Origin of the sequence: Bacillus mycoides (assembly GCF_001757995.1) — a bacterium.
Lineage (GTDB): Bacteria > Bacillota > Bacilli > Bacillales > Bacillaceae_G > Bacillus_A > Bacillus_A mycoides_B.
Genome location: NZ_LXLV01000064.1, coordinates 39,009 through 64,282, shown reverse-complemented (window position 1 = coordinate 64,282; position 25,274 = coordinate 39,009). Strand labels below are relative to the sequence as shown.

24 protein-coding genes and 1 tRNA gene are annotated in these 25,274 nt (G+C 36.1%); 19 read left to right on the top strand and 6 right to left on the bottom strand.

All coding sequences use genetic code 11. The annotated features are described in order from the left end of the window. Positions 1–119: 119 nt before the first annotated feature. Both BWGOE10_RS21505 and BWGOE10_RS21500 read left to right on the top strand, forming a co-directional pair. Positions 120–827, top strand: a complete 708-nt coding sequence (locus tag BWGOE10_RS21505; protein ID WP_070144886.1) for a tRNA (adenine(22)-N(1))-methyltransferase — start codon at positions 120–122, stop codon at positions 825–827. Next, complete coding sequence (locus tag BWGOE10_RS21500) at positions 824–1,945, top strand: Nif3-like dinuclear metal center hexameric protein (protein WP_070144885.1); 1,122 nt, start codon at positions 824–826, stop codon at positions 1,943–1,945. Before BWGOE10_RS21505 ends, BWGOE10_RS21500 begins: the two co-directional genes overlap by 4 nt. A gap of 40 nt (positions 1,946–1,985) precedes the next feature. Here the strand turns inward: BWGOE10_RS21500 and BWGOE10_RS21495 are convergent, their stop codons facing one another. Both BWGOE10_RS21495 and vrrA read right to left on the bottom strand, forming a co-directional pair. Further along, positions 1,986–2,936 carry a 4-hydroxy-3-methylbut-2-enyl diphosphate reductase gene (locus tag BWGOE10_RS21495; RefSeq protein WP_070144884.1) on the bottom strand — a complete coding sequence of 317 codons (951 nt, stop codon included), beginning with the start codon at positions 2,934–2,936 and terminating at the stop codon, positions 1,986–1,988. 89 nt (positions 2,937–3,025) lie between these two features. Next, positions 3,026–3,826: a VrrA/YqfQ family protein gene (gene vrrA, locus BWGOE10_RS21490; RefSeq protein ID WP_070144883.1), complete on the bottom strand. Its 801-nt coding sequence runs from the start codon at positions 3,824–3,826 to the stop codon at positions 3,026–3,028. Between the two features lie 179 nt (positions 3,827–4,005). Here vrrA and BWGOE10_RS21485 point away from each other — a divergent pair, with 179 nt between their 5' ends. Next, the gene (locus tag BWGOE10_RS21485; protein ID WP_002111874.1) at positions 4,006–5,316 is read left to right on the top strand and encodes a DEAD/DEAH box helicase; all 1,311 of its coding nucleotides are present in this window, start codon (positions 4,006–4,008) and stop codon (positions 5,314–5,316) included. Positions 5,317–5,565: 249 nt separating this feature from the next. Next, a complete protein-coding gene (locus tag BWGOE10_RS21480) occupies positions 5,566–6,462 on the top strand; it encodes a deoxyribonuclease IV (protein WP_070144882.1) in 897 nt (298 codons plus the stop codon). Positions 6,463–6,481: 19 nt separating this feature from the next. Here the strand turns inward: BWGOE10_RS21480 and BWGOE10_RS21475 are convergent, their stop codons facing one another. Then, positions 6,482–6,736 (bottom strand): DUF2624 domain-containing protein, encoded by a 255-nt coding sequence (locus tag BWGOE10_RS21475; protein WP_070144881.1) that lies wholly within the window; start codon positions 6,734–6,736, stop codon positions 6,482–6,484. A 151-nt stretch (positions 6,737–6,887) separates the two neighbouring features. On the opposite strand from BWGOE10_RS21475, the gene BWGOE10_RS21470 reads away from it, so the two are divergent. The 4 genes from BWGOE10_RS21470 (at position 6,888) to BWGOE10_RS21455 (ending at position 9,977) form a co-directional block, all read left to right on the top strand. Beyond that, positions 6,888–7,766, top strand: coding sequence for a YitT family protein (locus BWGOE10_RS21470; protein ID WP_002015168.1), 879 nt, complete (start codon positions 6,888–6,890; stop codon positions 7,764–7,766). Between the two features lie 180 nt (positions 7,767–7,946). Beyond that, positions 7,947–8,717, top strand: coding sequence for a metal ABC transporter ATP-binding protein (locus BWGOE10_RS21465; RefSeq protein ID WP_070144880.1), 771 nt, complete (start codon positions 7,947–7,949; stop codon positions 8,715–8,717). Next, positions 8,717–9,550, top strand: coding sequence for a metal ABC transporter permease (locus tag BWGOE10_RS21460; RefSeq protein WP_070144879.1), 834 nt, complete (start codon positions 8,717–8,719; stop codon positions 9,548–9,550). The genes BWGOE10_RS21465 and BWGOE10_RS21460 overlap by 1 nt, the downstream gene beginning before the upstream one ends. A 13-nt stretch (positions 9,551–9,563) precedes the next feature. Continuing rightward, positions 9,564–9,977, top strand: coding sequence for a Fur family transcriptional regulator (locus tag BWGOE10_RS21455; protein WP_002067192.1), 414 nt, complete (start codon positions 9,564–9,566; stop codon positions 9,975–9,977). Positions 9,978–10,060: 83 nt separating this feature from the next. Here the strand turns inward: BWGOE10_RS21455 and ispG are convergent, their stop codons facing one another. The 3 genes from ispG to yqgB form a co-directional block, all read right to left on the bottom strand. Further along, a complete protein-coding gene (gene ispG, locus BWGOE10_RS21450) occupies positions 10,061–11,170 on the bottom strand; it encodes a flavodoxin-dependent (E)-4-hydroxy-3-methylbut-2-enyl-diphosphate synthase (protein ID WP_162208025.1) in 1,110 nt (369 codons plus the stop codon). Positions 11,171–11,335: 165 nt separating this feature from the next. Next, positions 11,336–11,701, bottom strand: coding sequence for a hypothetical protein (locus BWGOE10_RS21445; RefSeq protein ID WP_070144878.1), 366 nt, complete (start codon positions 11,699–11,701; stop codon positions 11,336–11,338). Positions 11,702–11,767: 66 nt separating this feature from the next. Beyond that, complete coding sequence (gene yqgB / locus BWGOE10_RS21440) at positions 11,768–12,535, bottom strand: protein YqgB (protein ID WP_070144877.1); 768 nt, start codon at positions 12,533–12,535, stop codon at positions 11,768–11,770. Between the two features lie 239 nt (positions 12,536–12,774). On the opposite strand from yqgB, the gene BWGOE10_RS21430 reads away from it, so the two are divergent. The 11 genes from BWGOE10_RS21430 to rpmG all read left to right on the top strand — a co-directional run bounded on the left by BWGOE10_RS21430 (position 12,775) and on the right by rpmG (position 25,197). Next, positions 12,775–12,848 (top strand) — tRNA-Ile (locus tag BWGOE10_RS21430). Positions 12,849–13,072: 224 nt separating this feature from the next. Then, positions 13,073–13,684, top strand: a complete 612-nt coding sequence (gene sodA, locus BWGOE10_RS21425; protein ID WP_001052033.1) for a superoxide dismutase [Mn] — start codon at positions 13,073–13,075, stop codon at positions 13,682–13,684. Positions 13,685–13,805: 121 nt separating this feature from the next. Beyond that, positions 13,806–15,083: an MFS transporter gene (locus tag BWGOE10_RS21420; protein WP_070144876.1), complete on the top strand. Its 1,278-nt coding sequence runs from the start codon at positions 13,806–13,808 to the stop codon at positions 15,081–15,083. 109 nt (positions 15,084–15,192) lie between these two features. Then, positions 15,193–17,319, top strand: coding sequence for a peptidoglycan D,D-transpeptidase FtsI family protein (locus tag BWGOE10_RS21415; RefSeq protein WP_070144875.1), 2,127 nt, complete (start codon positions 15,193–15,195; stop codon positions 17,317–17,319). Between the two features lie 521 nt (positions 17,320–17,840). Beyond that, positions 17,841–18,758 (top strand): PstS family phosphate ABC transporter substrate-binding protein, encoded by a 918-nt coding sequence (locus BWGOE10_RS21410; protein ID WP_070144874.1) that lies wholly within the window; start codon positions 17,841–17,843, stop codon positions 18,756–18,758. Positions 18,759–18,785: 27 nt separating this feature from the next. Beyond that, entirely contained in the window at positions 18,786–19,736 is a 951-nt protein-coding gene (gene pstC, locus BWGOE10_RS21405; RefSeq protein ID WP_070144873.1) for a phosphate ABC transporter permease subunit PstC, read from the top strand. 1 nt (position 19,737) lies between these two features. Then, positions 19,738–20,604, top strand: a complete 867-nt coding sequence (gene pstA, locus BWGOE10_RS21400; protein ID WP_070144872.1) for a phosphate ABC transporter permease PstA — start codon at positions 19,738–19,740, stop codon at positions 20,602–20,604. A 28-nt stretch (positions 20,605–20,632) separates the two neighbouring features. Continuing rightward, the gene (gene pstB / locus BWGOE10_RS21395; protein ID WP_070144871.1) at positions 20,633–21,448 is read left to right on the top strand and encodes a phosphate ABC transporter ATP-binding protein; all 816 of its coding nucleotides are present in this window, start codon (positions 20,633–20,635) and stop codon (positions 21,446–21,448) included. A 172-nt stretch (positions 21,449–21,620) separates the two neighbouring features. Further along, the gene (gene phoU, locus BWGOE10_RS21390) at positions 21,621–22,277 is read left to right on the top strand and encodes a phosphate signaling complex protein PhoU (RefSeq protein ID WP_070144933.1); all 657 of its coding nucleotides are present in this window, start codon (positions 21,621–21,623) and stop codon (positions 22,275–22,277) included. Between the two features lie 346 nt (positions 22,278–22,623). Continuing rightward, positions 22,624–24,978: a sugar phosphate nucleotidyltransferase gene (locus tag BWGOE10_RS21385; RefSeq protein WP_070144870.1), complete on the top strand. Its 2,355-nt coding sequence runs from the start codon at positions 22,624–22,626 to the stop codon at positions 24,976–24,978. Between the two features lie 69 nt (positions 24,979–25,047). Further along, complete coding sequence (gene rpmG, locus BWGOE10_RS21380; RefSeq protein WP_001265616.1) at positions 25,048–25,197, top strand: 50S ribosomal protein L33; 150 nt, start codon at positions 25,048–25,050, stop codon at positions 25,195–25,197. The last annotated feature ends 77 nt before the right edge of the window (positions 25,198–25,274 follow it).

Genomic DNA, 25,274 nt, shown 5'->3' with positions numbered 1-25,274 from the left:
TATACTTTCTAAAATACGATTAGTAATAGAGAATTGAAGTATTGTTATGGACTTGCAACAACTACTATAAATTCATTATCATGGAGACAGACTGATAAGAGAAGGAGTAATGGAAATACATGAATGAAGTAAAGCTTTCAAAACGATTAGAAGAAGTTGTGCGGGAGATTCCAGTAGGATCTACAGTAGCTGATATTGGATCGGATCATGCGTATTTACCGTGTTATGCAATTATAAATAATATTGCTACAAAAGCAGTTGCAGGAGAAGTTGTAGATGGGCCGTTTCGCTCTGCACAAGCAACTGTAGCTGAAAGTGGTTTGAAAGATAAAGTAGACGTTCGTAAAGGTAGTGGATTAGCTGTTATTACACCAGGAGAAGTAGATGTTATTACGATTGCTGGTATGGGTGGAGCGTTAATTCGTGACATTTTAGAAAGTGGTAAAGAAAAATTAGAAGGTGTAACACGTTTAATTTTACAGCCGAATATTGCTGCGCACCATATTCGTGAATGGTTTATTGAGAATAGCTGGGAGCTTATCCATGAAAAAATCGTAAAAGAAGATGGGAAAATTTACGAAATTTTAGTTGGGGAGCGAGGAGATGTCGTAGCACCTTACTCTGATAATAAACAAGCGGAATTATTTATGGGTCCGTTTTTAATAAGAGAAACAAGTGAGGCTTTTGTTGAAAAGTGGGAAGGAGAATTGAAAAACTTCCAAAATATTTTAAAACAGTTAGAGCGCGCGGCAGAGTCTGAAGAGACAAAAGCGAAACGTGCAGAAGTAGAAGCGAAAATGAAAATGATAGGGGAGGTTTTATCATGAGTAAAATTCCAAATGGCCATGAAATTATTTCTTTATTTGAAAGTATGTATCCGAAGCATTTAGCGATGGAAGGGGATAAGATTGGCTTACAGATTGGAGCGCTTAATAAACCTGTCCAGCACGTATTAATTGCGTTAGATGTAACGGAGGAAGTTGTGAATGAGGCGATTCAATTAGGAGCGAATGTCATTATTGCACATCACCCTTTAATTTTTAATCCGTTAAAAGCGATTCATACAGATAAGGCGTACGGAAGAATTATTGAAACATGTATTAAAAATGATATTGCAATTTATGCCGCACATACAAATGTAGATATTGCTAAGGGTGGGGTAAATGATTTACTTGCTGATGCGTTAGGGTTACAAAATACAGAAGTGTTAGCTCCTACATATGCAGAAGAAATGAAAAAAATTGTTGTATTTGTTCCAGTAACCCATGCAGAAGACGTGCGCAAAGCTCTTGGAGATGCGGGAGCTGGCCATATCGGTAATTATAGCCACTGTACGTTCGGTAGCGAAGGGGTGGGTACGTTTATGCCTCAAGAAGGGACAAAACCTTATATAGGGGAAACTGGACAGTTAGAGCGTGTAGAAGAGGTGCGGATCGAAACGATTATTCCAGCTTCACTACAAAGAAAAGTTATTAAAGAGATGTTGGTAGCTCATCCATATGAAGAAGTAGCATATGATGTGTATCCGCTTGATAATAAAGGTGAAACATTAGGTCTTGGTAAAATAGGGTATTTACAAGAAGAAATGACGCTTGGGCAGTTTGCTTCACATGTGAAACAGTCATTACATGTAAAGGGTGCAAGAGTTGTTGGGAAGTTAGATGATAAAGTGCGTAAAGTAGCTGTACTTGGTGGTGACGGTAATAAATATATAAACCAAGCGAAATTTAAAGGAGCAGATGTATATGTAACAGGTGATATGTATTATCATGTTGCTCACGATGCGATGATGATTGGTTTAAATATAGTCGATCCAGGACATAACGTTGAAAAAGTAATGAAGCAAGGTGTACAAAAACAATTGCAAGCCAAAGTAGATGAAAAGAATTTCGATGTACAAATTTATGCTTCACAGTTACATACGGATCCTTTCACATTTGTATAAGAAAAATAAAAACCGTTGCTCATGTAGGCAACGGTTTTTGTTATTGTTGTTTTTTTACTTTTACACGTGGCAATATCTTTTGGAGTGGTACATTTCGAGTTCTGTCCCATGTAGCTGGATTCATCGGATCATATTGCTCTAAGAAAGCAATAACTTCTTTTGTGATTGGTGTTGGAGTAGAAGCACCCGCTGTAACTGCAACATTTTCGATACCTTGTAGCCACTCTAATTGGATTTCACTTACGTCTGCAACGCGGTATGCTTTCGTACCAGCGATTTCTTGTGATACTTGTGCTAAACGGTTTGAGTTGTTACTTTTCGGATCGCCGACAACAATTGTTAAATCTGCAACATCAGCTTGTTTAGCGACAGCTTCTTGGCGAACTTGAGTTGCTAAACAAATTTCTTTGTGGAATTCTGCTGTTGGGAATTTTTTCTGAATGTCCTCCATTAAATGTTGAACATCCCATTGACTCATTGTTGTTTGATTCGTAACTAAAATTTTATCCGTTGGGATTTCTAATGTTTTTAAATCATCAGCTCTTTCGATAAGATGAACGATATCAGGTGCAATACCAACTGCCCCTTCTGGTTCTGGATGATTTTTTTTGCCGATATAAATGACATGGTATCCTTCAGCTTTCTTTGCTTCAATAAGGTCATGTGTTTTTGTAACATCTGGACAAGTTGCATCAATTGTCGTTAAACCTTTTGCTTTTGCACGTTGTTTAACTTCTGGAGAAACGCCATGTGCAGTAAAAATAACAGTACCAGAATCGATTTTATCTAAAATTTCTAATCGACTTGGACCGTCTAATGTAATGATGCCATCCTCTTCGAAAGCGTCTGTTACATGCTTATTGTGAACAATCATACCTAAAATATAAATGGGTCTCGGTAATGATTTATCTAATGCGGCGTTACGTGCAATAACCATTGCGTCAACAACACCGTAGCAATAACCACGAGGGGAAATTTTAACAATCTTCATGTGAGTAATCCTCTCCTTCTAAACAAGGGATACTTTTGTGCATAGTCCATTACATTATAAAGGAGGAGTGGATAGAAAACAAAGGATAGTTACACATATAGTTTTGGTTTTGTTGCTATTTGTTGAACAGGCTCTTCCGATAATTCTTTTTCTATTATTGGTTCTATTACGATTTTTTTTCTTTTTTTCTTTTTTTGTGGAGGCGGTGGAGTAGCGACTTTAACCTCATTAACTTCGTCGGGTTCGTTTTCATTTTGCTTTTCTTCCGTGCTTTTTCCGGAGGTGAGGATTTTAACAATGCTGGGTAGATTACGCATAATTGGACTGTATTGCTCAACGACAGGTCCTACAGATTGAACAACTTGTGATACTTTTTCGATATTATTTATCATATTAGTTGGATTCGCAATTAGGTTAGAAAAAAAACTTCCGATGCCGCTGCTAGATGTCGCCGCAGCTGTAGTTGTTGCCGCGCCACGCGTTTCGTTTGCTTCATACATTTGAGGGGGGATCATTTGTTGAGGGTATGGTTGCTGTGGTTGGTATGGTTGCTGTGGTTGCTGTGGTTGGTATGGTTGCTGTGGTTGGTATGGTTGCTGTGGTTGGTATGGTTGCTGTGGTTGGTATGGTTGCTGTGATTGGTATGGTTGCTGGTATGATTGCCTTTGTTGGTATGATTGTTGCTGGTACATCATCGGTGGCCCATCTGTTTGCCGATAGGGAGGGACCATTTGCATGAAAGGCTCCGTAGGATCGTGTTTTTTAAAGAGTTTAGAAAGAAAACTTTTCTTTTTTTGTGCCATTGGTGGTAGTTGTGGAATTGGGTATGGTGTATAAGAATGATGTCCTTGATTAGGATACATTTGTCCTGTTGGGGATTTCGGATACATATGAGAAATCCTCCTTTCTTCAGTTAGGTATATACACATACAATATGCAGTGGAAGGAAAGAAGGTTAGTTTTTGAGATAAAAACCTAAACTAAAGATGGATTTTACTTGTAGATTTCGATATAATGTAGACTTGACTGATTTGTGCGCAGTAGAAATTTTAGAAAGAAGGTGTAACTTATGACACTACAAACTTTTACACAGTATGATTTTAAACCATTTTTAATAGATGCAGTTCGTGAACTACGCTTTACAGAGCCAACAGGAATTCAAAAGAAAATTTTCCCGGTCGTGAAAAAAGGTGTGAGTATAATTGGACAATCCCAAACTGGTTCTGGGAAAACACATGCATACTTACTTCCTACATTAAACAGAATTGATGCAAGTCGTGAAGAAGTACAACTTGTTATTACAGCGCCTACTCGTGAGTTAGCACAACAAATTTACGAAGAAATTGTGAAACTAACAAAGTTCTGTGCAGAAGATCAAATGATTACAGCACGCTGTTTAATTGGTGGAACTGATAAACAACGATCAATTGAAAAGTTGAAAAAACAACCTCATATTGTAGTTGGAACGCCAGGACGTATTAAAGACTTAGTAGAAGAAAAGGCGCTATTTGTTTATAAAGCGGATACTATTATTGTCGATGAAGCGGACTTAATGCTTGATATGGGATTCATTCAAGATGTAGATAAAATTGCGGCACGTATGCCTAAAAATCTGCAAATGTTAGTTTTCTCTGCAACAATTCCTCAAAAATTAAAACCATTTTTGAAGAAATATATGGAGAATCCAGAACATATTCATATTAATCCGAAGCAAGTTGCAGCAGGAAATATTGATCATTACCTTGTGCCTTCAAGACACCGTAATAAAACTGAATTAGTGAAAAATATGCTACTTCAATTTAAACCATATTTAGCAATTGTCTTTACAAACACAAAGAAGAAGGCTGACGAAGTAGCCGATGGATTAGCAGAACGTGGGTTAAAAGTAGGACGTATACACGGTGATTTATCACCACGTGATCGTAGAAAAATGATGAAACAAGTTCGTGATTTAGAGTTCCAATACATTGTCGCAACAGATTTGGCGGCACGCGGTATTGATATTGAAGGAATTAGCCATGTTATTAACTATGAACTTCCATCAGATTTAGACTTCTTCGTTCACCGCGTTGGAAGAACTGCACGTGCGGGTCATTCAGGTATTGCGGTAACGATTTATGATCCAGCAAATGAAGAAGCGTTAGATAGTTTGGAAAAACAACGTCATATCGAGTTTAAGCATGTAGATTTACGCGGAGATGAATGGGCGGATTTAGGTGACCGTCGTCGTCGTAAGAGCCGTAAAAAACCAAATGATGGACTAGATGTTATGGCAACAAAAGTTGTTAAAAAGCCGAAAAAAGTAAAACCAAACTATAAACGAAAACTTGCAACAGAACGTGACAAAGTGAAGAAAAAATATAGCAATAAAAAAAGATAAGGGATTTCCCTTATTTTTTTTTATCTCACTACTTGAGAGAAAGTCGATTAATGCAGACTAATAATTAGTGAGGGGTAGAAAAAAGTTGACTAAAGTTTCACTTTATTGGGTTAATTTAAGTATAGAGTGCAGACTGTTTAAATAGTCAGTTTAATTTATGTAGTGCCTTTTGTGTGAACAAACAATTCGCTACATATTTCTACAAATTATGCTATCATTATATCTATTGTATATTGAAGAGGTGATTGTATGTTAAAGATAGGATCTCATGTTTCAATGAGTGGTAAGAAGATGTTATTAGCAGCAAGTGAAGAGGCTGTTTCATACGGTGCAACAACGTTCATGATTTATACAGGTGCGCCACAAAATACACGAAGAAAACCAATTGAAGAATTGAATATAGAAGCAGGAAGAAAACATATGGAACTAAACGGTATTGAGGAAATTATCGTCCATGCTCCGTATATTATTAATGTTGGGAATACGACGAAACCTGAGACGTTCCAATTAGGTGTTGATTTTCTGCGTATGGAAATTGAAAGAACGGCAGCATTAGGGGTAGCAACACAAATTGTTCTTCACCCAGGAGCTCACGTTGGTGCAGGAGCAGATGCTGGTATTCAACAAATTATTAAAGGGCTTAATGAAGTAATAACGCCAGAACAAACGGTTAATATTGCGCTAGAAACGATGGCAGGAAAGGGAACAGAATGCGGTCGTAGCTTTGAAGAAATTGCGAAAATTATTGATGGTGTGAAATATAATGAAAAACTATCTGTATGTTTTGATACGTGTCATACGCATGATGCAGGTTATGACCTTGTAAATGATTTTGACGGTGTGTTAAACGAATTTGATAAGATTGTTGGAATAGATCGTTTGCAAGTACTTCATATTAATGATAGCAAAAATGTACGCGGGGCTGGAAAAGACCGTCATGAAAATATCGGTTTCGGTCATATTGGCTATAAAGCATTACATCATATTGTACATCATCCACAGTTAATGAACGTACCAAAAATTCTTGAAACACCGTATGTAGGTGAAGATAAAAAAGATAAGAAGCCACCATATAAATTAGAAATCGAAATGCTGAAAAATGGTACTTTTGATGAAGGAATTCTTGAAAAAATTAAAGCGCAATAAGGAGGGGATTTTCCCCTCCTTATTTTAATAGCTGCTGAAATAAAGTATTTACTTGTTGGGCAGTGGCAGGAGTAGTTACTGTAGCGATTTGTTTTAGCAAATCTAGTCGCTCGGTATTATCGTAAATGTTAATATTTTTCCCTTTCATAAGTAAAACGATTTTATCAGCTTGTGCAGTTGTGATTGGAACTTCGTATTCTTTACTATATTTCAATAACTCTTTTGTAGAAATATGATTTAATTTTTTATTCACAATTTGTTTAATGAGGTTCATCGTGTTGTCCTCCTTCACACGTTCTTCTATCGAAATATATGTAGGTGTAGCTTGTACATATTCGTATAAAGGTGCATTTTTTCAATGGGGAAAAGAAGCTTATGTTATAATATAAGAACAAAACTATAGATAAAGAGTATAAGGAGGACTTATGGAAAAAAAGCAACATCGAAAAGAAAGTGTTATTCATCTTGTATATCGTTTAGTTATGATTGTCTTTGGGGCAGCGTGTGCGGCGGTAGCAATTGAACTATTTTTAATGCCAAATAAAATTATCGATGGTGGAATTATTGGTATTTCTCTTATATTAGATTATCTTACTCCTAATATTTGGTGGTTAAGTTTTTCTACTTTAGTTGTTATCCTTAACATTCCGTTTATGTACTCCGGGTATAAGCAAATTGGGAAAACATTCATGTTATCTTCAGCATTCGGAATTGTAGCTTTAGCATTTATTGAATCAACGTTGCATGCTATCCCGCCATTTACAACAGAGCCGATTTTAGCAACAGTTTTTGGCGGTCTTATTTTAGGGATTGGTGTAGGACTTGTTATTCGTCATGGTGGATCGTTAGACGGAACGGAGATTATGGGAATTTTATTAACGAAGAAATTACCGTTTTCTGTTGGTGAATTCGTAATGTTTGTGAACTTATTCATTTTTGCATGGGCAGCATTTGTATTTGGTGTTGAACAAGCGATGTATTCTGTTATGACGTACTATATCGCATTCAAAACAATTGATACGGTAATTCAAGGATTGGACGAAACGAAAGCAGTTTTAATCGTGTCGGATCAATATGAGGAAGTATCAAATGCAATTTTACACCGCCTTGGTCGTGGAACAACAAAACTTGTTGCTAAAGGTGGCTATACAGATAAAGAAAAAGAAGTTATTTATGCAGTTGTAACACGTCTGGAAGTGACGAAGTTAAAATCAATTGTGCATGAAATTGATGAAAACGCATTTGTTACGATTATGAATACACAAGAGACAAATGGTGGTAAGTTTAAATCAGCAATTCACTAAAAAGTTAATTATAATATCTTTTGAAAGCAGAGAATTCTTCTCTGCTTTTTGTTATAATAATAAGGTTTCTTGAAATAAAGAATATATTTTAGGTAGATTGGTTTACAACTATAATAAGCTGTACTATAATTCAAATAGAGATAAATCGGAATCATTCTGAATTAAAATAGGTGAGATGATATGAATAATATATTGGAAATAGAAGGATTAACGTTTCGATATGAAGATCGCAACGTGTTAGAAGATATTAATTTGCAAGTTCCGAAGGGGGCTTTTTTAGGTTTAGTTGGACCAAATGGTTCAGGGAAATCGACTTTACTTAAATGCTTATTGGGTGTTTTAAAACCAAAGCAAGGAAGTATTAGATTGTTTGGCATTGATAGTAAGAAATTTAAAGAGTGGAATAAAGTTGGTTATGTATCCCAAAAGGCAAGTAGTTTTAACTCAGGTTTCCCGGCAACTGTTTTTGAAGTTGTTTCAATGGGGCTCGTTTCGAAAAAGGGGCTTTTTCGCTTTTTTACGAAAGACGATAATACGAAAGTAGAAAAAGCGATTGCTGATGTAGGTATGAGTGAGTTTCAAGGTCGCAACATTGGAGAACTTTCTGGTGGACAACAACAGCGTGTATTTATTGCTCGTGCGCTTGTAAGTAATCCGGAATTGCTTATTTTGGACGAACCTACTGTTGGGATCGATGTAAAAAATGTGGAAAGCTTCTATGAGATACTAGAGGATTTAAACAAAAGGCTCGGGATTACGTTAATTCTTGTTACGCACGATATGGGTGCTGTAACAGAGAAGGTGACGCATGTTGCATGTTTAAATCAGCATCTACATTTCCATGGGAATGTAGAGAAATTCCGAGAGTTAGAAGATGCAGAAATGTCGATTTTATATGGACATCATGTTCATCGCTTAGAACATGATCATGGGCATCACGGGAGGATATAATGATACAGGATTTTTTACAATATGATTTTTTACGTAATTCTTTATACGCTGGTATTTTAATTGGGCTTGTCGCACCACTTATCGGCGTGTTCGTTGTAATTCGCCGCATGTCGCTTATTGCGGATGCATTAAGTCATGTGACGTTATCAGGAATTGCAGCAAGTTTATTACTTGAAAAGACAATCTTTACCGGTGGGTTTTTAAACCCTTTATATATGGGAATGTTTTTTTCAATCGGTGGAGCATTGCTAATTGAAAAATTACGTACTGTATATAAACATTATCAAGAGTTAGCAATTCCGATTATACTTTCAGCAGGGATGGGGATTGGAGTTATCTTCATTTCACTTGCTAATGGATTCAATACGGATTTATTTAGTTATTTATTTGGTAGTGTAAGTGCTGTGACAAGCGCAGATTTAATTATTATTGGTATAGTAGCAATTGTAGTTATTATAACGATTGTTTTATTATACAAAGAGTTATTTTTACTATCATTTGATGAGGAATACGCTGTATCAACCGGTTTGAGTGCAAAGTGGATTCACTTTATTTTCATTATATTAGTTGCTCTTGTAATTGCGGTATCAATGCGTGTTGTAGGTGTTCTTCTCGTATCATCTTTAATGACGTTACCAGTTGCAGCAAGTATTCGTATTGCAAAAGGATTTAAACAAACAATTTTCTTTTCCATTTTATTTGGTGAAATTGCAGTAATTGGTGGAATGTTTGCTTCGTATCAACTTGATCTAGCACCAGGTGGTACAATTGTTATGATAGCGGTTCTTATTTTAATCGGTGCGATTTTATGGAAGAAGAAAAAAACTGCATAAAGTAGGGATAGGTATGAATCTAACAGAAGCTTTACGCCTAATGAAGGAAAAAGGATATAAACATACGGGGAAAAGGGAAGAGATGCTAAGATTATTCGCGGCACATAATCGTTATTTAACCGCAAAAGATGTTTTAGAACATATGAAGGATGATTATCCAGGACTTAGTTTCGATACGATTTATCGTAACTTAACGGTTTTTGCTGAAATTGGTGTTTTAGAGCAAACAGAATTAAATGGTGAGAAACATTTTCGTTTTATGTGCTCTATTATGGAACATCATCATCATTTCATTTGTTTAGATTGTGGTGGTACGAAAGAAATCACTTCTTGTCCAATGGATTTTATGAATAAAGATTTTAAAGGTTATGAGGTAACAGGACATAAGTTCGAAATATATGGTCGTTGTCCAAAATGTGCAAAATAAGAGAACTCGTCGGTTATATAACTGACGAGTTTTTAATTTAAATGTAAAAAAGGTTGCTCACAAAAATTGTGGGCAACCTTTTTTTATTGTTCTTGTTTTTCTTTTTCTTTTTCTTTTTCTCTTTCGGCAGCCATTTCAGCAGCGATTACATCAATTTCTTTTTTCAGTTCTTCTACCATTGTTTCTTCTGGTACTTTACGAACGACTTGCCCTTTACGGAATAATAAACCTTCTCCGCGTGCACCAGCAATACCGATGTCAGCTTCACGAGCTTCACCAGGACCGTTTACGGCGCAGCCGAGTACGGCAACCTTAATTGGAACTTTAAGCGTAGAGATGTATTCTTCGACTTCATTAGCAATGCTGATTAGGTCGATTTCAATACGACCACAAGTTGGACAAGAAATAAGTGTTGCGGCATTAGATGCAAGACCGAATGACTTTAATAGTTCACGTGCAACTTTTACTTCTTCAACTGGATCAGCACTTAAAGAAATACGAAGTGTATTTCCGATGCCTTTACTTAAAATTGCTCCAAGACCAGCGGCGCTTTTTACAGTTCCAGCAAACAATGTTCCTGATTCTGTAATACCTAAATGTAATGGATAATCAAAAGCGCGAGCAGCTTTTTCGTATGCTTCAATTGCTAAGTTAACATCAGAGGCTTTCATTGATACGATAATATCGTGGAAATCTAAGTCCTCTAAAATTTTAATATGGTGCAGTGCGCTCTCGACCATACCATCAGCAGTTGGATATCCATACTTTTCTAAAATATGACGTTCTAATGAACCAGCATTTACACCGATACGGATTGGAATGCCACGCTCTTTCGCTGCATTTACAACAGCTTCTACTTTATGGCGACGTCCAATGTTACCTGGATTGATACGTACTTTATCAATGCCGCCTTCGATTGCTTTTAAAGCAAGGCGATAATCAAAATGAATATCAGCAACAAGTGGAATGTTGATTTGTTTTTTAATATCAGCAATAGCATTTGCTGCACGTTCGTCTGGAACAGCAACACGAACAACTTGACAGCCAGCTTCTTCTAAACGTTTAATTTCAGCAACTGTAGCCTCAACATCATGTGTTTTTGTTGTCGTCATACTTTGTATAATTAATTCATTGTTACCGCCAATTGTTAAATTACCGACTTTAACTGGACGTGTTTTTGTGCGTTGAGTCATTTCATTCACGAATTGATCGCTCTCCTTATAAAAGAAGTTTCTTATTTTAGTCCCTTACATCAATGATAGTATGTGTGAGAAAGGGCTATAGAAACCAAAGTACTCGGTTTCACTTTTACTATTGTATCAGCGCTTTTATGTAATTGACAAGGATTAAGTGATTGCTTATTGATATAACGGGAATTTATAAGACCTTCCAACTTGGATTTTTGTAGCAGATGTATTTTTATTTAATTGCTTAAAATCATCAATTACTTTTTCAATAGAAGGGATTTTCTTCTTATTAATTTGTTCTGTAATAGAAAGAACGGTCTCGCCAGTTTTTACTTCGATTGTTTTATAAGCTGTATCCGTTTCTTTTTCTGTTTCTTTCTCTTTATTTTGTTTTGCATCTGCATTTTCTTTTTTTATCGTTTGGGCAGCAGAGGTTTTTTTGTATGAACTTAACATCGGTAAAGTACCGATTTTTATGTCGTAATAAAATATATAACCGAGGACAAGCACGAATAAGAGTACACCTAATCTCTTCATATCCTTCACTCCTTTGCTAGGAATATATGCTTGTCCAAAAAAAAAATGCCTATTTAGGCATTTTTTTTATAGTTCTTGTTTTTCTTTCGGTTTTGGAACTTCTTTAATTGTTAAGTATAGAACGATTAAAACAACTGCAATGTAAATGAATGTTGCACCAGGTACGTTTATTTTGAATAAATCCATAATCATAAAGAAGATTGTTGGAATTGTGTAGCTGTAAGCAGTTAATGTCCAAACTTGTTTATAAGATAATTTGCGTTGACCGCTCATCGCAGAACCGATGAAGGCAAGCAAGGTAACTCCTACAAAGGTAATAAATAATTGGAACAAGTACAGTAAGAACCCAATAACGAATAATAAGATTGGATAAATACTGTCAAATAACGAAATGAAATCTTGTAAATCTTTCTTCTCAAGAGATGCGCCTAGTAAGTCATTATAGGAGTATGTTTGTGTTTGACCATTCCCCATGGAGACTACTTTATCTTTTAAAACAAATAAACCTGTTTTATTTTGATATTTTTCTAAGTCTGTTGAATTTGGATCAAATACGAAAAGGGCATTTCCGTCTTCTTTTTCGATAGGTTGATCAATATCAGCTTGTAGCTCGCCATTTTCGATTTTAAAATCAGGTAAATCTTTTTCGATTACTTTATTTACCATGTTAACACCATCTTGGATGACGCTACCGTACAAGAAAGTTCTTGGAATAGTAGTGATTAGGCAAAGAAGCATAATATACAAAATGGTTTTACCGATTTTTTGAAAACGGAAAAGCGCCATATCTTTAGGCGAATATACGCTTTTTGCTAGCTGTTTAAAAATGGACATAGATTCACTTCCTTTATGTATGTATAAAATCATTGTAACGTACGAATCTAAAGAAGCTCAAGATATATTATATTTACATATAGTAGAAAGGACTAAATTTCTTCTTATTAATTTACTTCTTTTAGTAGAGAAAAATACAATTGACACTTTTCTTTTGTATATGGTAAATTTATCTTACATTTTTCAAACGATATATCCGATGGGAATTTAGTTGTTTTTAATGTTACATACATAATCGTGGACCCTTAGCTCAGTTGGTTAGAGCAGACGGCTCATAACCGTCCGGTCGTAGGTTCGAGTCCTACAGGGTCCATATCCATTTCAGATGTTTAGTATGCCAGCAGGAAGCTTCCTTGTAGAAGGAAGCTTTTTTTACGGAATATATGAGCATTTTAATTGAAAAGAAGTGGGAATTTTGCTACTTTAATGATAGCAAGACAAAGCGATTTATTTGTTTGCACCCTATGGCAATTAGGGTAGAATGAAGTTGTAGGTCACATATGTAGTGACAATACATAAACCGGGAGGAATATAACAATGGCAAAACACGAATTACCAAATTTACCTTATGCGTATGATGCTTTAGAACCTCACTTTGATAAAGAAACAATGAACATCCATCATACAAAACATCACAACACGTATATTACAAACTTAAACGCTGCTTTAGAAGGTCATGCAGAATTAGCTGACAAAAGCGTTGAAGAATTAGTTGCAAACTTAAACGAAGTACCTGAAGCAATTCGTACAGCAGTACGTAACAATGGTGGCGGACATGCTAACCATACATTCTTCTGGACAATCCTATCTCCAAACGGCGGGGGACAACCAGTAGGCGAACTTGCAACTGCGATTGAAGCGAAATTCGGTAGCTTCGATGCATTCAAAGAAGAATTCGCAAAAGCTGGCGCAACTCGCTTCGGTTCTGGTTGGGCTTGGTTAGTAGTAAACAATGGTGAGTTAGAAGTAACAAGCACTCCAAACCAAGATTCTCCTCTAACTGAAGGTAAAACTCCAGTTATCGGTTTAGATGTTTGGGAGCATGCTTACTACTTAAATTACCAAAACCGTCGTCCTGACTACATCGGTGCATTCTGGAACGTTGTAGATTGGAACGTTGCTGAAAAACTTTACCAAGAAGCAAAATAATTAAAGTTAATACAGATAGAAAAAAGCTAGGAGTTTTCTCTTAGCTTTTTTCTATGCTCTCCTTTTACATAATTGAGCTTGTCTTTGGAAGACTAGAACATGAAGTAAAGGAGAGTTGTGTATGAAGTGGAAACATGTAATTGGTGATGTTGAAGTGAATCGGGATTTAGTATTATTGCTTGTTATAGGAGGTTTATACACGCTCGCAATTTCTTTATCGAATACGTTTGTAAACATTTATTTGTGGAAGCAAACACAAAATTATGTAAATCTGGGCTTGTATAATTTGGCCAGCGTTGTATTGCAGCCTCTAACATTTCTTGTGGGCGGGAAATTAGCGAAACGTATTGATCGTTCGATTTTATTGCGAATAGGTGTAGGCACGTTAGCTGTTTTTTTTATCGTCGTTTTAGTAGCGGGAAAAAGTGCATCTCACTATATTTTACTAATGGGAGCCCTTTTAGGAGTTGGTTATGGTTTTTATTGGCTCGCTTTTAACTTGTTGACATTTGAGATTACAGAACCAGAAACAAGAGATTTTTTTAACGGTTTTCTCGGACTTCTTACATCTTTCTCTGGAATGATTGGACCGATAGCAGCAGGATATACAATTTCACGTATGGAAAAATGGAGCGGTTATACTGTCGTTTTCTTCCTCTCGTTAATGCTATTTGCGGTTGCAGTCGTTCTAAGCTTTTTTTTATCGAAGAGGGAATGTGAAGGACGCTATGAAATTGTGCAAGTATTGAAAGAGCGGCAAGTTGATGAAAACTGGGGAAGAATCACGCGTGCTCATTTCTTCCAAGGTTTGAGAGAGGGAACGTTTATTTTCGTTATTTCGGTATACGTCTATTTAGCATCTGGTAGCGAGTTAGCACTAGGGAAGTATAGTTTAGTGAATTCTGCAGTATCATTTGTATGCTATTATTTAGTTGTTCGTCTGTTAAAGAAAGAATGGCGAAAAAAAGCAATTTTACTTGGTGGCATTATTTTATATGCGGTCGTATTCTTAGTTATTTTCAATGTTACATATACGAAATTACTTATTTATGCAGCATGTATCGCGGTTGCATATCCCATTTTACTCGTTCCGTACGGATCCATGACATACGATGTAATTGGTAGAGCAAAACAGGCGAGAGAATGGCGTGTAGAATATGTAGTTGTCAGGGAATTATGGTTAAATGCTGGAAGAATTTGTTCCATTTTAAGTTTTTTATGTGCTGTCATATTCTTTCCTCCTGAAAAAAGCTTACCTTTCTTACTATGTATTTTAGGAGCTGGACATTTCCTTATTTATTTTGCAGTTAAAAATGTCAAATATGATGAGGGGAATGTGAACAAAACCAGCGTTGTAGCGCAAGGAACCACGCAGAATCAAACTGAACCAGAAGGTTAACTTATCGTTTGTTTTATGCTAGAATAGAAAAAGATGTAAGACAGCAGTGAGGGCACCTGTATGAAGGTGTCCCTTTCACATTACATAGCTGTTGGTAGAGGGGGTTTGTATGAGCAAGAAGCAGAAACAACAAAAGAAAAAAACCCACGTTCCCTTTCGGTTAAACGTGTTGTTTTTTTGCGTGTTTTTAATGTTCTCCGCGGTTATTGTAAGGCTTGGATACGTACAAATTGTTCGTGGCGAGGAATATAAAAATGAAGTTGAGAAAAAAGAAAATTCAACGATAAGTAATCCTGTACCACGCGGGAAAATATTTGATCGTAATGGAGAAGCAGTCGTAGATAATGAGCCTATTCGTACAATTACATTTACAAAAATGAAGGGATCAACTGCAGCAGATCGCTTAGAAACGGCGAAAAAGTTAGCAGATTTAATTGAAGTCCCAACAGATAAGTTAACAGATCGCGATAAGAAAGATTATTGGCTTGCTTTACATAAAGAAGAAGCAGAAGCAAAAATCACAAAAAAAGATCGTGAAGAGTTTAAAGCGAATAAAATTGACGATAAAGAACTGGATGAACGTCAACGAAATCGTGTAACAGAAGAAGAGATTAATCAACTGTCAGCAAAAGATTTAGAAATATTGGCAATCAAAAGCAAGATGGAAAGCGGATATGCAATGACACCGCAAATCGTTAAAAAAGGTGCAACAGAAGAAGAATACGCGATTATTAGTGAAAATTTAGCGAAATTACCAGGCGTAGATACAAATGTTGACTGGGAGCGAAAATATAAGTATGACGATATGTTCCGAAGTGTACTTGGTGGTGTAACTTCTTCTGATGAAGGGTTACCGAGAGAAAGGCTAGATTACTATCTTGTTCGTGATTATAATCGTAACGATCGCGTAGGAAAAAGTTACCTTGAGCAACAATATGAAGATAGCCTACACGGTACAAAAGCTGAAGTAAGAAATGTTACAGATAAAGATGGTAATATTTTAGAAACTATTAATGTGTCACAAGGACAACGAGGTAACGACCTGAATTTAACGATTGATATGAAATTACAAAAGCGCGTAGAAGAAATTCTTACAAAAAACTTAATGAGATTTAAAGGGAGCGAACCTCTTTTAGACCGTGCATTCGTTGTAATGATGAACCCGAAAAATGGTGAAGTTTTATCTATGGCGGGGAAACAATTAGTGAATAAAGACGGCGAAACGAAAGTAGAGGATTTTGCATTAGGAACGATGACGAGTTCTTATCCGATGGGTTCAACTGTAAAAGGTGCGACAGTACTTACGGGATATCAAACTGGTGCAATTCAACCTGGATCTGTACAGTTAGATGAACCGATTAAATTAAAAGGGACACCTACGAAGTCATCTTGGAAAACGATGGGGTATATTAATGACCTTACAGCGTTAAAAATGTCTTCTAACGTTTATATGTTTAAAACAGCGATGAATATCGCTGGTGTTCCATACGTACGAGGTGGTACGTTAGATATACCACAAAAAGCATTTGATACTATGCGTTACTATTTTGGGCAGTTTGGGCTTGGTGTAAAAACAGGAATTGATTTGCCAAATGAAACTGCTGGTCAAATAGGTAGAGGGAATCAACCAGGTTTCTTATTAGATTTATCAATCGGACAGTATGATACGTATACACCGCTTCAATTAGCGCAATATATTTCGACGATTGCAAATGGTGGATATCGTATGCAACCTCAAGTTGTAAAGGAAATTCGTCAGCCATCGGCGAAGCCAGAGGAAGTTGGAAAAGTTGTTCAATCCATGGAACCGAAAGTATTAAATCGTGTTGATATGCCTGAATCACAAATTAAACGTGTTCAAGAAGGATTTAGACAAGTGTTTAACGATACAGGTGGTACAGCTACAAAATACTTTACAGGTGCACCATATAAAGCAGCTGGGAAAACAGGTACAGCTCAAACTGTATATGGCGGAGATAAAGAGATTGGTAGAAATGCAAAAAATGAGCGTGTTGAAACATATAACTTAACATTAGTAGGTTATGCGCCACTTGAAGATCCAGAAGTAGCATTTTCTGTTGTTGTGCCGTGGGTACATGACGATAAAACAGGAATTAACGGATATATTGGTCGTGAAATTATGGACGCTTACTATGATTTGAAAAACCAAGCATTAACTGGTGAAGCTCCGAAAGATGAAAAAGAGAAAAAAAGTAATACACAAGATGATGAATAAAAAAGTTGTAAAAAAAGCACACTATTTGAAAAGATAGTGTGCTTTTTTTTATGCTTTATGCATATGGTTTAGTAAATGTGGACAAGCGTAAACTGTTGAAAAAACATGTAGTTTTAAAACGATGAACACAACAACGTTAGTGCATACGCTCTAAGTTTGTTGTGTGTGATAGGAGATAGCAGTTTTATCCCGCTATTTGAGGGTAGCAGGGCTCCCACCTCAAAATTCAGCTGGAGCAAAGAAGTTAGGGGGGAGCCCTGCTGCCCGTAAAAGCCCGATTGGTGAGGGCTAATAATCAGTGGGGATGAACAAAACCGCCACTGATTAAAGTTTCACTTTATGGATGATTAGAAAATTTCCTGCATCTAAAGTACAAAAGTAAAAATAAAGTTTGTGTATACAGTTGTTTTTTGTGGAACTTTACAAAACTTTTACAAACAATTAAAACCGAATTAATAGTTTAGCAGTATTCTTATATCTGTAATCCTGTTATTTCCGGTTACTTCTAGGAGGAAGAACACGTGAAATGGATGAGCGCATCGATTAAAGTTTTGACATTATCGACATGTTTCCTTTGTTTTAATATGTCTACTGCATTCGCTACAAATGAAATGGGAGAAGTGAGAGTTGATGGATCCTCAACGGTTTTTCCCATTATAGAGGCAGTAGCAGAGGAATATACAAAGGCCCATCCAAATGTGAAAATTTCTATTAGTATTTCTGGGACAGGGGGAGGATTTAATCGTTTCAGTAAAGGCGAAGTAGATATAAACAATGCTTCGAGATTGATGAAACCGGTAGAGGAAAATGCAATGCAGAAAAACTCTATTCAATTTACACCATTTGAGGTTGCTTATGATGGTCTAACGATTGTTGTGAATCGTCAAAATACGTGGGTAAACAATATGACGATAGATGAGTTACGTCTATTATGGAGTGAAAATGGAAGGTTGAAACGATGGTCACAAATTCATTCATCATGGCCACGTGAACAAGTTAAATTTTATGCGCCAGGCGTAGACTCTGGTACTTATGATTATTTCCAAAATGTTGTCTTACAAAATAATCGCCTTGTAAAGACGGTTTCTTTGTCTGAAGACGATCAAGTTATTATGCAAGGGGTAATGAATGATAAAAATGCCATTGCTTTTGTAGGATATGCTTATTATATGGCCAATCGAGATAAGGTAAAAGCAATACAGATGGATGGTGTGTTTCCAACGAAAGAGACCATTCAGTCGGGTACGTATAAGCCATTATCTAGGCCGCTATTTACGTATGTGAATCATGCATCTATTAGAAATAAAATTAATGTAGCAAATTATATTGAGTTTATGATTAAGCATGTTGGAAGCCTTGCTGAAGAGGTCGGATATGTAAAATTACCAAAAGAAAAATATAATGAACAGCTGCGAATGTTAACAGAAATAAAAAGGTAATGTCAGGGTGGAAAGGGGTTTTCATCTTTGGCTCATAATGACAAAAGTCAAATTACATTTTCTGTACAACATTTGATTGAGAGAAATACAAATAGAAGAAAAAAAACGCAGCGAATCAATCGAATTGTTCCGTTGATACTAAAAGCGATTGCTAGCGTGTCCATTGTAACGACACTTGGAATTATTATTACGTTGGCAAATGAAACAATCATGTTTTTTCAAAAGATACCATTGCATTCTTTTTTGACAGAGAAAGAATGGTTACCTTTTTTTGAAGATCCGAAATTCGGTATATTACCACTTATATGTGGAACAATCCTTGTAACAGCAATTGCCATGTTCGTAGCAATTCCTATTGGTTTAGGTTGTGCCGTGTTTTTAAGCGAATACGCTTCGAATGGCGCTCGAAAAATATTAAAACCGTTGTTAGAGCTACTAGCAGGCATCCCGACAATTGTATATGGTTTTTTCGCGTTAACAGTTGTCACACCACTTTTACAACGGGTTATACCAGATTTGCAGTTTTTTAATGCTATTAGTCCAGGTATTGTTATAGGGTTTATGATGATACCGACGATTGCGTCTCTCTCTGAAGATGCGATGAGAGCTGTAGCGAAAGGAATTAAAGAAGCCTCACTAGCGCTAGGAGCAACTCGTTTTGAGATGGTAAAACAAGTGGTGTTTCCATCGGCTTTTACGGGCATAATGGCAGCGATTATATTAGCAGCTTCTCGAGCAATTGGTGAAACGATGATTGTTGTTATTGCAGCTGGATCAACACCTAATGTATCGATAGATCCGACTCATTCTATTCAGACATTAACAGCCTATATTGTACAAGTGAGTTTAGGTGATGCTCCGCACGGAACGATTACTTATTACAGCATGTATGCTGTAGGTGCAACGTTATTTATGTTTACTTTTCTTATGAATATCATTTCGCAATATATTATGCACCGTTTTAGGAGGGTGACATAATATGCGAATGTTAAACCATAAGAAAATACAAGAAAATATGGCATCGCGTTTTTTAAAAGATCGGATTTACAAGTGTTTGTTTTATATAGCAATTTTGTTTTCAGTAGTAATACTTTTTATATTGCTTTTTCAAATTTTTGAAAAAGGTATAAGTTATCTTTCAATAGATTTCTTTACAAACTTCGCCTCACGTAATCCGAGAGAAGCTGGGATTGTCGCTGCTTTGTCAGGAACAATACTATTTATGAGCATTGTTATACCGGTCTCTTTTATATTTGGAGTCGGAACAGCTCTTTATTTAGAGCATTATGCGAAGGAGTCCGTTTTTAAAAAGTTAATAGAATTAAATAATCAAACATTAGCAGGGGTACCTTCCGTTGTGTTTGGCTTACTCGGGTTAACTATTTTCGTATACGCTCTCCATTTAGGAGAGAGCATAATGGCAGCGGCACTGACGATGAGTTTACTCGTCTTACCAACTGTTGTTGTAGCTAGTCAAGAAGCGATTCGAACTGTGCCAAGCTCATTACTGGAGGCTTCTTACGGATTAGGTGCTACGAAGTGGCAAACGATGTATCAAATTGTATTGCCAGTAGCTTTGCCAGGGATTGTAACGGGATGTACGTTAGCGGTATCGAGAGCAATTGGTGAGGCAGCACCATTATTAGTCATTGGGGCCCTTGCCTTTGCAAATTATGTTCCGTTCAGTATGTTTGATAGATTTACGGTTTTACCAATTCAAATTTTTAATTGGATGAGTAGACCACAAGAAGAATTTCAGTATGTAGCAGCAGCAGGGATGATTGTTTTGCTAGGATTGCTGCTCTTTATAAATATATTTGTCTTATGGTTACGAAATCGAAAATAAGTTGGAAGTGGATGAAAGGGGAATTCAAATGGTAGCAACAGTAGTAAATGTACAGGTGAAAAATGAGAAAAAGATTGAGACAGCACCAAAAAAAGTAGTATTTGATACGAAAAATTTAAATTTATGGTACGGAGAAGACCATGCTTTAAAAGATATTAACTTAAGTATTCATGAGAATGAAGTAACAGCGATTATCGGTCCAAGTGGTTGTGGGAAATCAACATATTTAAAGACGCTAAATCGTATGGTAGAGTTAGTGCCTATCGTTCGAACTACGGGCGTTATTGAATATAGAGAACGAAACATATTTGATAAATCATATCCGGTTGAAGAATTACGTACGCATGTGGGTATGGTGTTCCAAAAGCCAAATCCATTCCCAAAATCTATTTATGAAAATGTAGCATATGGTCCGAAAATCCATGGTGTTCGTGACAAAAAAACACTTGATGAAATCGTTGAAAAAAGCTTGCGCGGAGCAGCTATTTGGGATGAGTTAAAAGATCGTTTGCACGATAATGCATACGGTTTATCTGGTGGACAGCAACAACGTCTATGTATTGCACGCTGCTTAGCGATTGAGCCAGACGTAATTTTAATGGATGAACCAACATCAGCACTAGATCCAATTTCAACATTAAAAGTAGAAGAGCTAATTCAGGAATTAAAGAAAGATTTTAGTATTGTTATCGTAACGCACAATATGCAACAAGCAGCACGTATTTCAGATAAAACTGCTTTCTTCTTAAGTGGAGAAGTTGTGGAATATACAGATACGAACAAATTATTTACAACACCTACAGATAAGCGTACAGAAGATTACATTACAGGAAGATTTGGTTGATATCGCTAGCAAGGCTAAGAGTAAATGCCCTCTTAACAGAGGGCATTTCTCACTTTCACCTCATTTCTAATAGGGGAGTAATATTTCTCTTTTCTCAAGGCTGAATAAACGTACAAGAGGCTGGGTAGGGGATTTATATATAATGGCACATAATATTGAGGGGGAAGAAACGATGGTAAGAGAACAGTTTCAATGTGATTTAAAAACGTTACAGCAAAAGGTGATTGAGCTTGGTGAGTTAGCAAGGGAAGCTTTATTGATTGCTATGGAAGGTCTTCACAACAGGGATGTAGAGAAAGCATTAGAAGTCATTGATGGGGATTATCGCATGGATAATTTAGAAGAGGAAATAAATGACCTTGCGCTTATGCTTATTACAAAGCAGCAGCCTGTAGCAAGTGACTTAAGAAGAATTTTCATTTCAATTAAAACAGCGACTGATTTAGAACGTATTGCAGACCATGCTGTTAATATTGCGAAATCAACAATTCGTCTTGGTGAAAAAGAAGTGGTTGTTAGCTTGCATAATCTTGATGAAATGTTTGAGATTGCTCATAAGATGTTAAATTTATCATTAGAAGCATATGAGCAAGAAAATTTAACTTTAGCTAAACAAATTGCTGAAATGGATGATTCAGTTGATGAAATTTATGGGAAGGCAATTCGTGAATTTATTTCCTCTATCCCTGGACAACCAGAAGCGATTACACAAATTACACAACTATCCTTTGTTGCAAGATATATTGAGCGTGTAGCAGACCATATTACAAATATTGCTGAGAATGTATTTTATTTAGTAAAAGGAAAGCATTATTTATTGAATGAGTAGGGAAAAGAGTAGGTGATGAGAAATCACCTGCTTTTTTTAGTCAAAACATGACAAAAAAAGCTCGTTGTTTCCTTTAGTCTATGATGATAAGATGTATCATAATTAATGGAAAAATAAGTACATATGTGTTAGTTACGTTTTATTAACTATTTTACCAAGTTGACAGTAAGCGCTTTCTTTTTTGTAGGGAGTTAAAAGGTACATTTATTCATAAAGTGAGGATTTAATTAGTGGGGGTGTCTCCCACTAATTGTTAGATCATACTAAACCGGACTTTTACTGCAGTTCATGTGGGATAAATGATACACGGAGTTCTTGAACATTATATAAGTGGAGGCTGAAGTATATGAAGGGGGTTATTTTAGCTGGAGGAAAAGGGAGACGTCTTAGACCATTAACATGTAATACTCCAAAACCGATGTTACCATTGTTAGAAAAACCAGTTCTTGAATATAACATTGAATTATTACGTCAGCATGGTATTCGTGAAATTGCAATTACAGTTCAATATATGAGTACTGCCATTAAGCAATACTTTGGTGATGGTAGTAAGTGGGGAGTTAACTTGTATTATTTTGAAGACTCTCCTCCGCTTGGAACAGCAGGGAGTATTAAGCAAGCGGAAAGTTTTTTAGATGAAACATTTGTTGTTATTAGTGGGGATGCATTAACTGACTTTCAATTATCAGAAGGAATTGCATTTCATGAACAGAAGAAGAGAATGGTAACGATGTTTGTGAAAGAAGTAGAAAACCCACTCTCATTTGGGTTAGTTGTAATGAATAAAGAACAAGAAATTATACGATATATAGAAAAGCCGAGCTGGAATGAGGTAGTTTCTAATATTGTGAATACAGGTATTTATATAATGGAGCCAGAAATCTTTTCTTACATACCATCCATGGAATTTTCGGATTTCAGTCATGATGTGTTTCCGTTATTGGCAAATGAAAATGCTTTATTTGCATATTTATCAGAAGACTATTGGCTAGATATTGGTACACTTGATCAATATAGGCAAGCTCAATTTGATTTGTTGACGAAAAAATTGAAGGTGTCTATCCCATATACAGAAGTATTACCAATGGTGTGGATGGGAGAAGGCGTAACGATAGGAAAAGGGACGAAAATTCACGGCCCTTCTTTTATTGGAGAAGGGGCAATGATTGGTGCGGGGGCTATAATTGAACCGTACTCTATTATTGGGAAAAATAGTATCGTTTCAAGCTATTCTCATCTTCAAAAAAGCATCATTTTTGCAAACTCTCATATAGGAAAAAATTGTGAGTTGTTAGAAACAACAATAGGAGATCATACAATGGTCGAAGATGATGTTACGCTTTTTCAAAAAAGTATTGTAGCGGACCATTGTCATATAGGGAAAAGTACAGTAATTAAGCAAAAAGGGAAAATATGGCCATATAAGGAGATAGATAGTCATTCGATAGTAGGTTCTGCCGGTGTTAAAGAAAGTGAAAAGAGTGCAGGATGGTTACAAAAAAGCCGGATTGTAGGAAGGGGTAATCTTGAAATTACTCCTCAATTTATTGTGAAAGTTGCAATGGCTTATGGATCTCTTTTTGCCAAAGGAGAGAGTATATTGATTGGAAGTCAGGAAAATATAGAAACAACTTCCTTTAAAAATTTATTCCTTCATGCCATTCATGGCAGCGGGATTCATACGATGGAATGTAAAGAAATGAACGAGTCGCTTTTTCAGTATGCCATTCATAATTTGCAATGTGCAGGTGGAGTTTTCGTTCAAGTGGAAAGCGAAAGAGGGATTGTTATACAACTGTATGGTAAGGAGGGCTCATTTTTAACGTATAAGCAGCAAAAAGCGATAGAACAAGTATATATGTCTGAGTCGTTTTATTACGCTTGTGAGAAAGAAATGGGACGAAATAAGCTAGTTCACGTTTCTGTAAATAATTATGTAGAAGCTGTGTTAGAGCGTATTGATATTGAAACGATACAAAAACAGAAGTTTCATCTTCTTATTAATAAGAGAAATGATATGTTACAACATTTACTTATGATTTTTTTGCAAAGGCTCGGATGCACAGTTACATGGATTTATGCGGGCGAACAAAAGCATCATGTGAAAGCCTTGATGAAATCAAGTAAAGCAAATATGGCACTTATGTTTTCAGAGCAAGGAAATTATTTCGAGTTATATGATAATCATAGTAATATTTACCAGGGAACAGATTTTGAAGAGGTAGATATTCCAGATTTATTACTTGAATCGGCAGGAAATATTTACCCGATGTCTTTGAAATTAGGAGAATGTTACCTTCTATTTTATACGCAGGATGAAAAAAAGTCGTTTCAAGCGAGATGGAAGCGAGATATTTTATATCGAATTGGAAAATTATTCGAGCTAATAGCATTGCAGGGAAAAACATTTCTCAGCATAGTAGAGCAATCACCTCCGCTCTATCTACTTTGTGATGAAGTTGTATGTTCATGGAATGAAAAAGGGAAAGTAATGAGGAAATTATTGGCTGATATGGAAAGAAAGGAAGAAGGTATATTTGAAGGAGTACAGTTCAAATATACCGAAAAGGAGTGGTCTTATATCGTTTCTGACACAAAACAACCGAAATTTTTAGTGTATTCGCATGCTAGAAACCTAGTAATAGCAAGGGAAAACATGAAAAATCTTATAGAAAAAATTAGACAATATCAAAAGGTGTAGAATTTTTATTTTAAAAGTGGTATTATAGTATAGTCTGATTTAAGTTATTAGTACTGGAGGGAAATAAGAATGCGTGTGAATATTACTCTAGCATGTACAGAATGCGGAGATCGTAACTATATCTCAAAGAAAAACAAACGTAACAACGCTGAGCGTATCGAGCTTAAAAAGTATTGCAAGCGTGACAAGAAGTCTACGTTACACCGTGAAACAAAGTAAGCAGTAGGAATATTTTCCTACTGTTTCTTTTTTTATTCGGTTCCTCTTTTAAAAGTGATACACTATCATCGTAGAGC

Bases quoted from the DNA above. Each gene is read 5' to 3' on its own strand.
- BWGOE10_RS21505 (WP_070144886.1), top strand. From the start codon at position 120: ATGAATGAAGTAAAGCTTTCAAAACGATTAGAAGAAGTTGTGCGGGAG.
- BWGOE10_RS21500 (WP_070144885.1), top strand. From the start codon at position 824: ATGAGTAAAATTCCAAATGGCCATGAAATTATTTCTTTATTTGAAAGT.
- BWGOE10_RS21495 (WP_070144884.1), bottom strand. From the start codon at position 2,936: ATGAAGATTGTTAAAATTTCCCCTCGTGGTTATTGCTACGGTGTTGTT.
- vrrA (WP_070144883.1), bottom strand. From the start codon at position 3,826: ATGTATCCGAAATCCCCAACAGGACAAATGTATCCTAATCAAGGACAT.
- BWGOE10_RS21485 (WP_002111874.1), top strand. From the start codon at position 4,006: ATGACACTACAAACTTTTACACAGTATGATTTTAAACCATTTTTAATA.
- BWGOE10_RS21480 (WP_070144882.1), top strand. From the start codon at position 5,566: ATGTTAAAGATAGGATCTCATGTTTCAATGAGTGGTAAGAAGATGTTA.
- BWGOE10_RS21475 (WP_070144881.1), bottom strand. From the start codon at position 6,736: ATGAACCTCATTAAACAAATTGTGAATAAAAAATTAAATCATATTTCT.
- BWGOE10_RS21470 (WP_002015168.1), top strand. From the start codon at position 6,888: ATGGAAAAAAAGCAACATCGAAAAGAAAGTGTTATTCATCTTGTATAT.
- BWGOE10_RS21465 (WP_070144880.1), top strand. From the start codon at position 7,947: ATGAATAATATATTGGAAATAGAAGGATTAACGTTTCGATATGAAGAT.
- BWGOE10_RS21460 (WP_070144879.1), top strand. From the start codon at position 8,717: ATGATACAGGATTTTTTACAATATGATTTTTTACGTAATTCTTTATAC.
- BWGOE10_RS21455 (WP_002067192.1), top strand. From the start codon at position 9,564: ATGAATCTAACAGAAGCTTTACGCCTAATGAAGGAAAAAGGATATAAA.
- ispG (WP_162208025.1), bottom strand. From the start codon at position 11,170: ATGACTCAACGCACAAAAACACGTCCAGTTAAAGTCGGTAATTTAACA.
- BWGOE10_RS21445 (WP_070144878.1), bottom strand. From the start codon at position 11,701: ATGAAGAGATTAGGTGTACTCTTATTCGTGCTTGTCCTCGGTTATATA.
- yqgB (WP_070144877.1), bottom strand. From the start codon at position 12,535: ATGTCCATTTTTAAACAGCTAGCAAAAAGCGTATATTCGCCTAAAGAT.
- sodA (WP_001052033.1), top strand. From the start codon at position 13,073: ATGGCAAAACACGAATTACCAAATTTACCTTATGCGTATGATGCTTTA.
- BWGOE10_RS21420 (WP_070144876.1), top strand. From the start codon at position 13,806: ATGAAGTGGAAACATGTAATTGGTGATGTTGAAGTGAATCGGGATTTA.
- BWGOE10_RS21415 (WP_070144875.1), top strand. From the start codon at position 15,193: ATGAGCAAGAAGCAGAAACAACAAAAGAAAAAAACCCACGTTCCCTTT.
- pstA (WP_070144872.1), top strand. From the start codon at position 19,738: ATGCGAATGTTAAACCATAAGAAAATACAAGAAAATATGGCATCGCGT.
- pstB (WP_070144871.1), top strand. From the start codon at position 20,633: ATGGTAGCAACAGTAGTAAATGTACAGGTGAAAAATGAGAAAAAGATT.
- phoU (WP_070144933.1), top strand. From the start codon at position 21,621: ATGGTAAGAGAACAGTTTCAATGTGATTTAAAAACGTTACAGCAAAAG.
- BWGOE10_RS21385 (WP_070144870.1), top strand. From the start codon at position 22,624: ATGAAGGGGGTTATTTTAGCTGGAGGAAAAGGGAGACGTCTTAGACCA.
- rpmG (WP_001265616.1), top strand. From the start codon at position 25,048: ATGCGTGTGAATATTACTCTAGCATGTACAGAATGCGGAGATCGTAAC.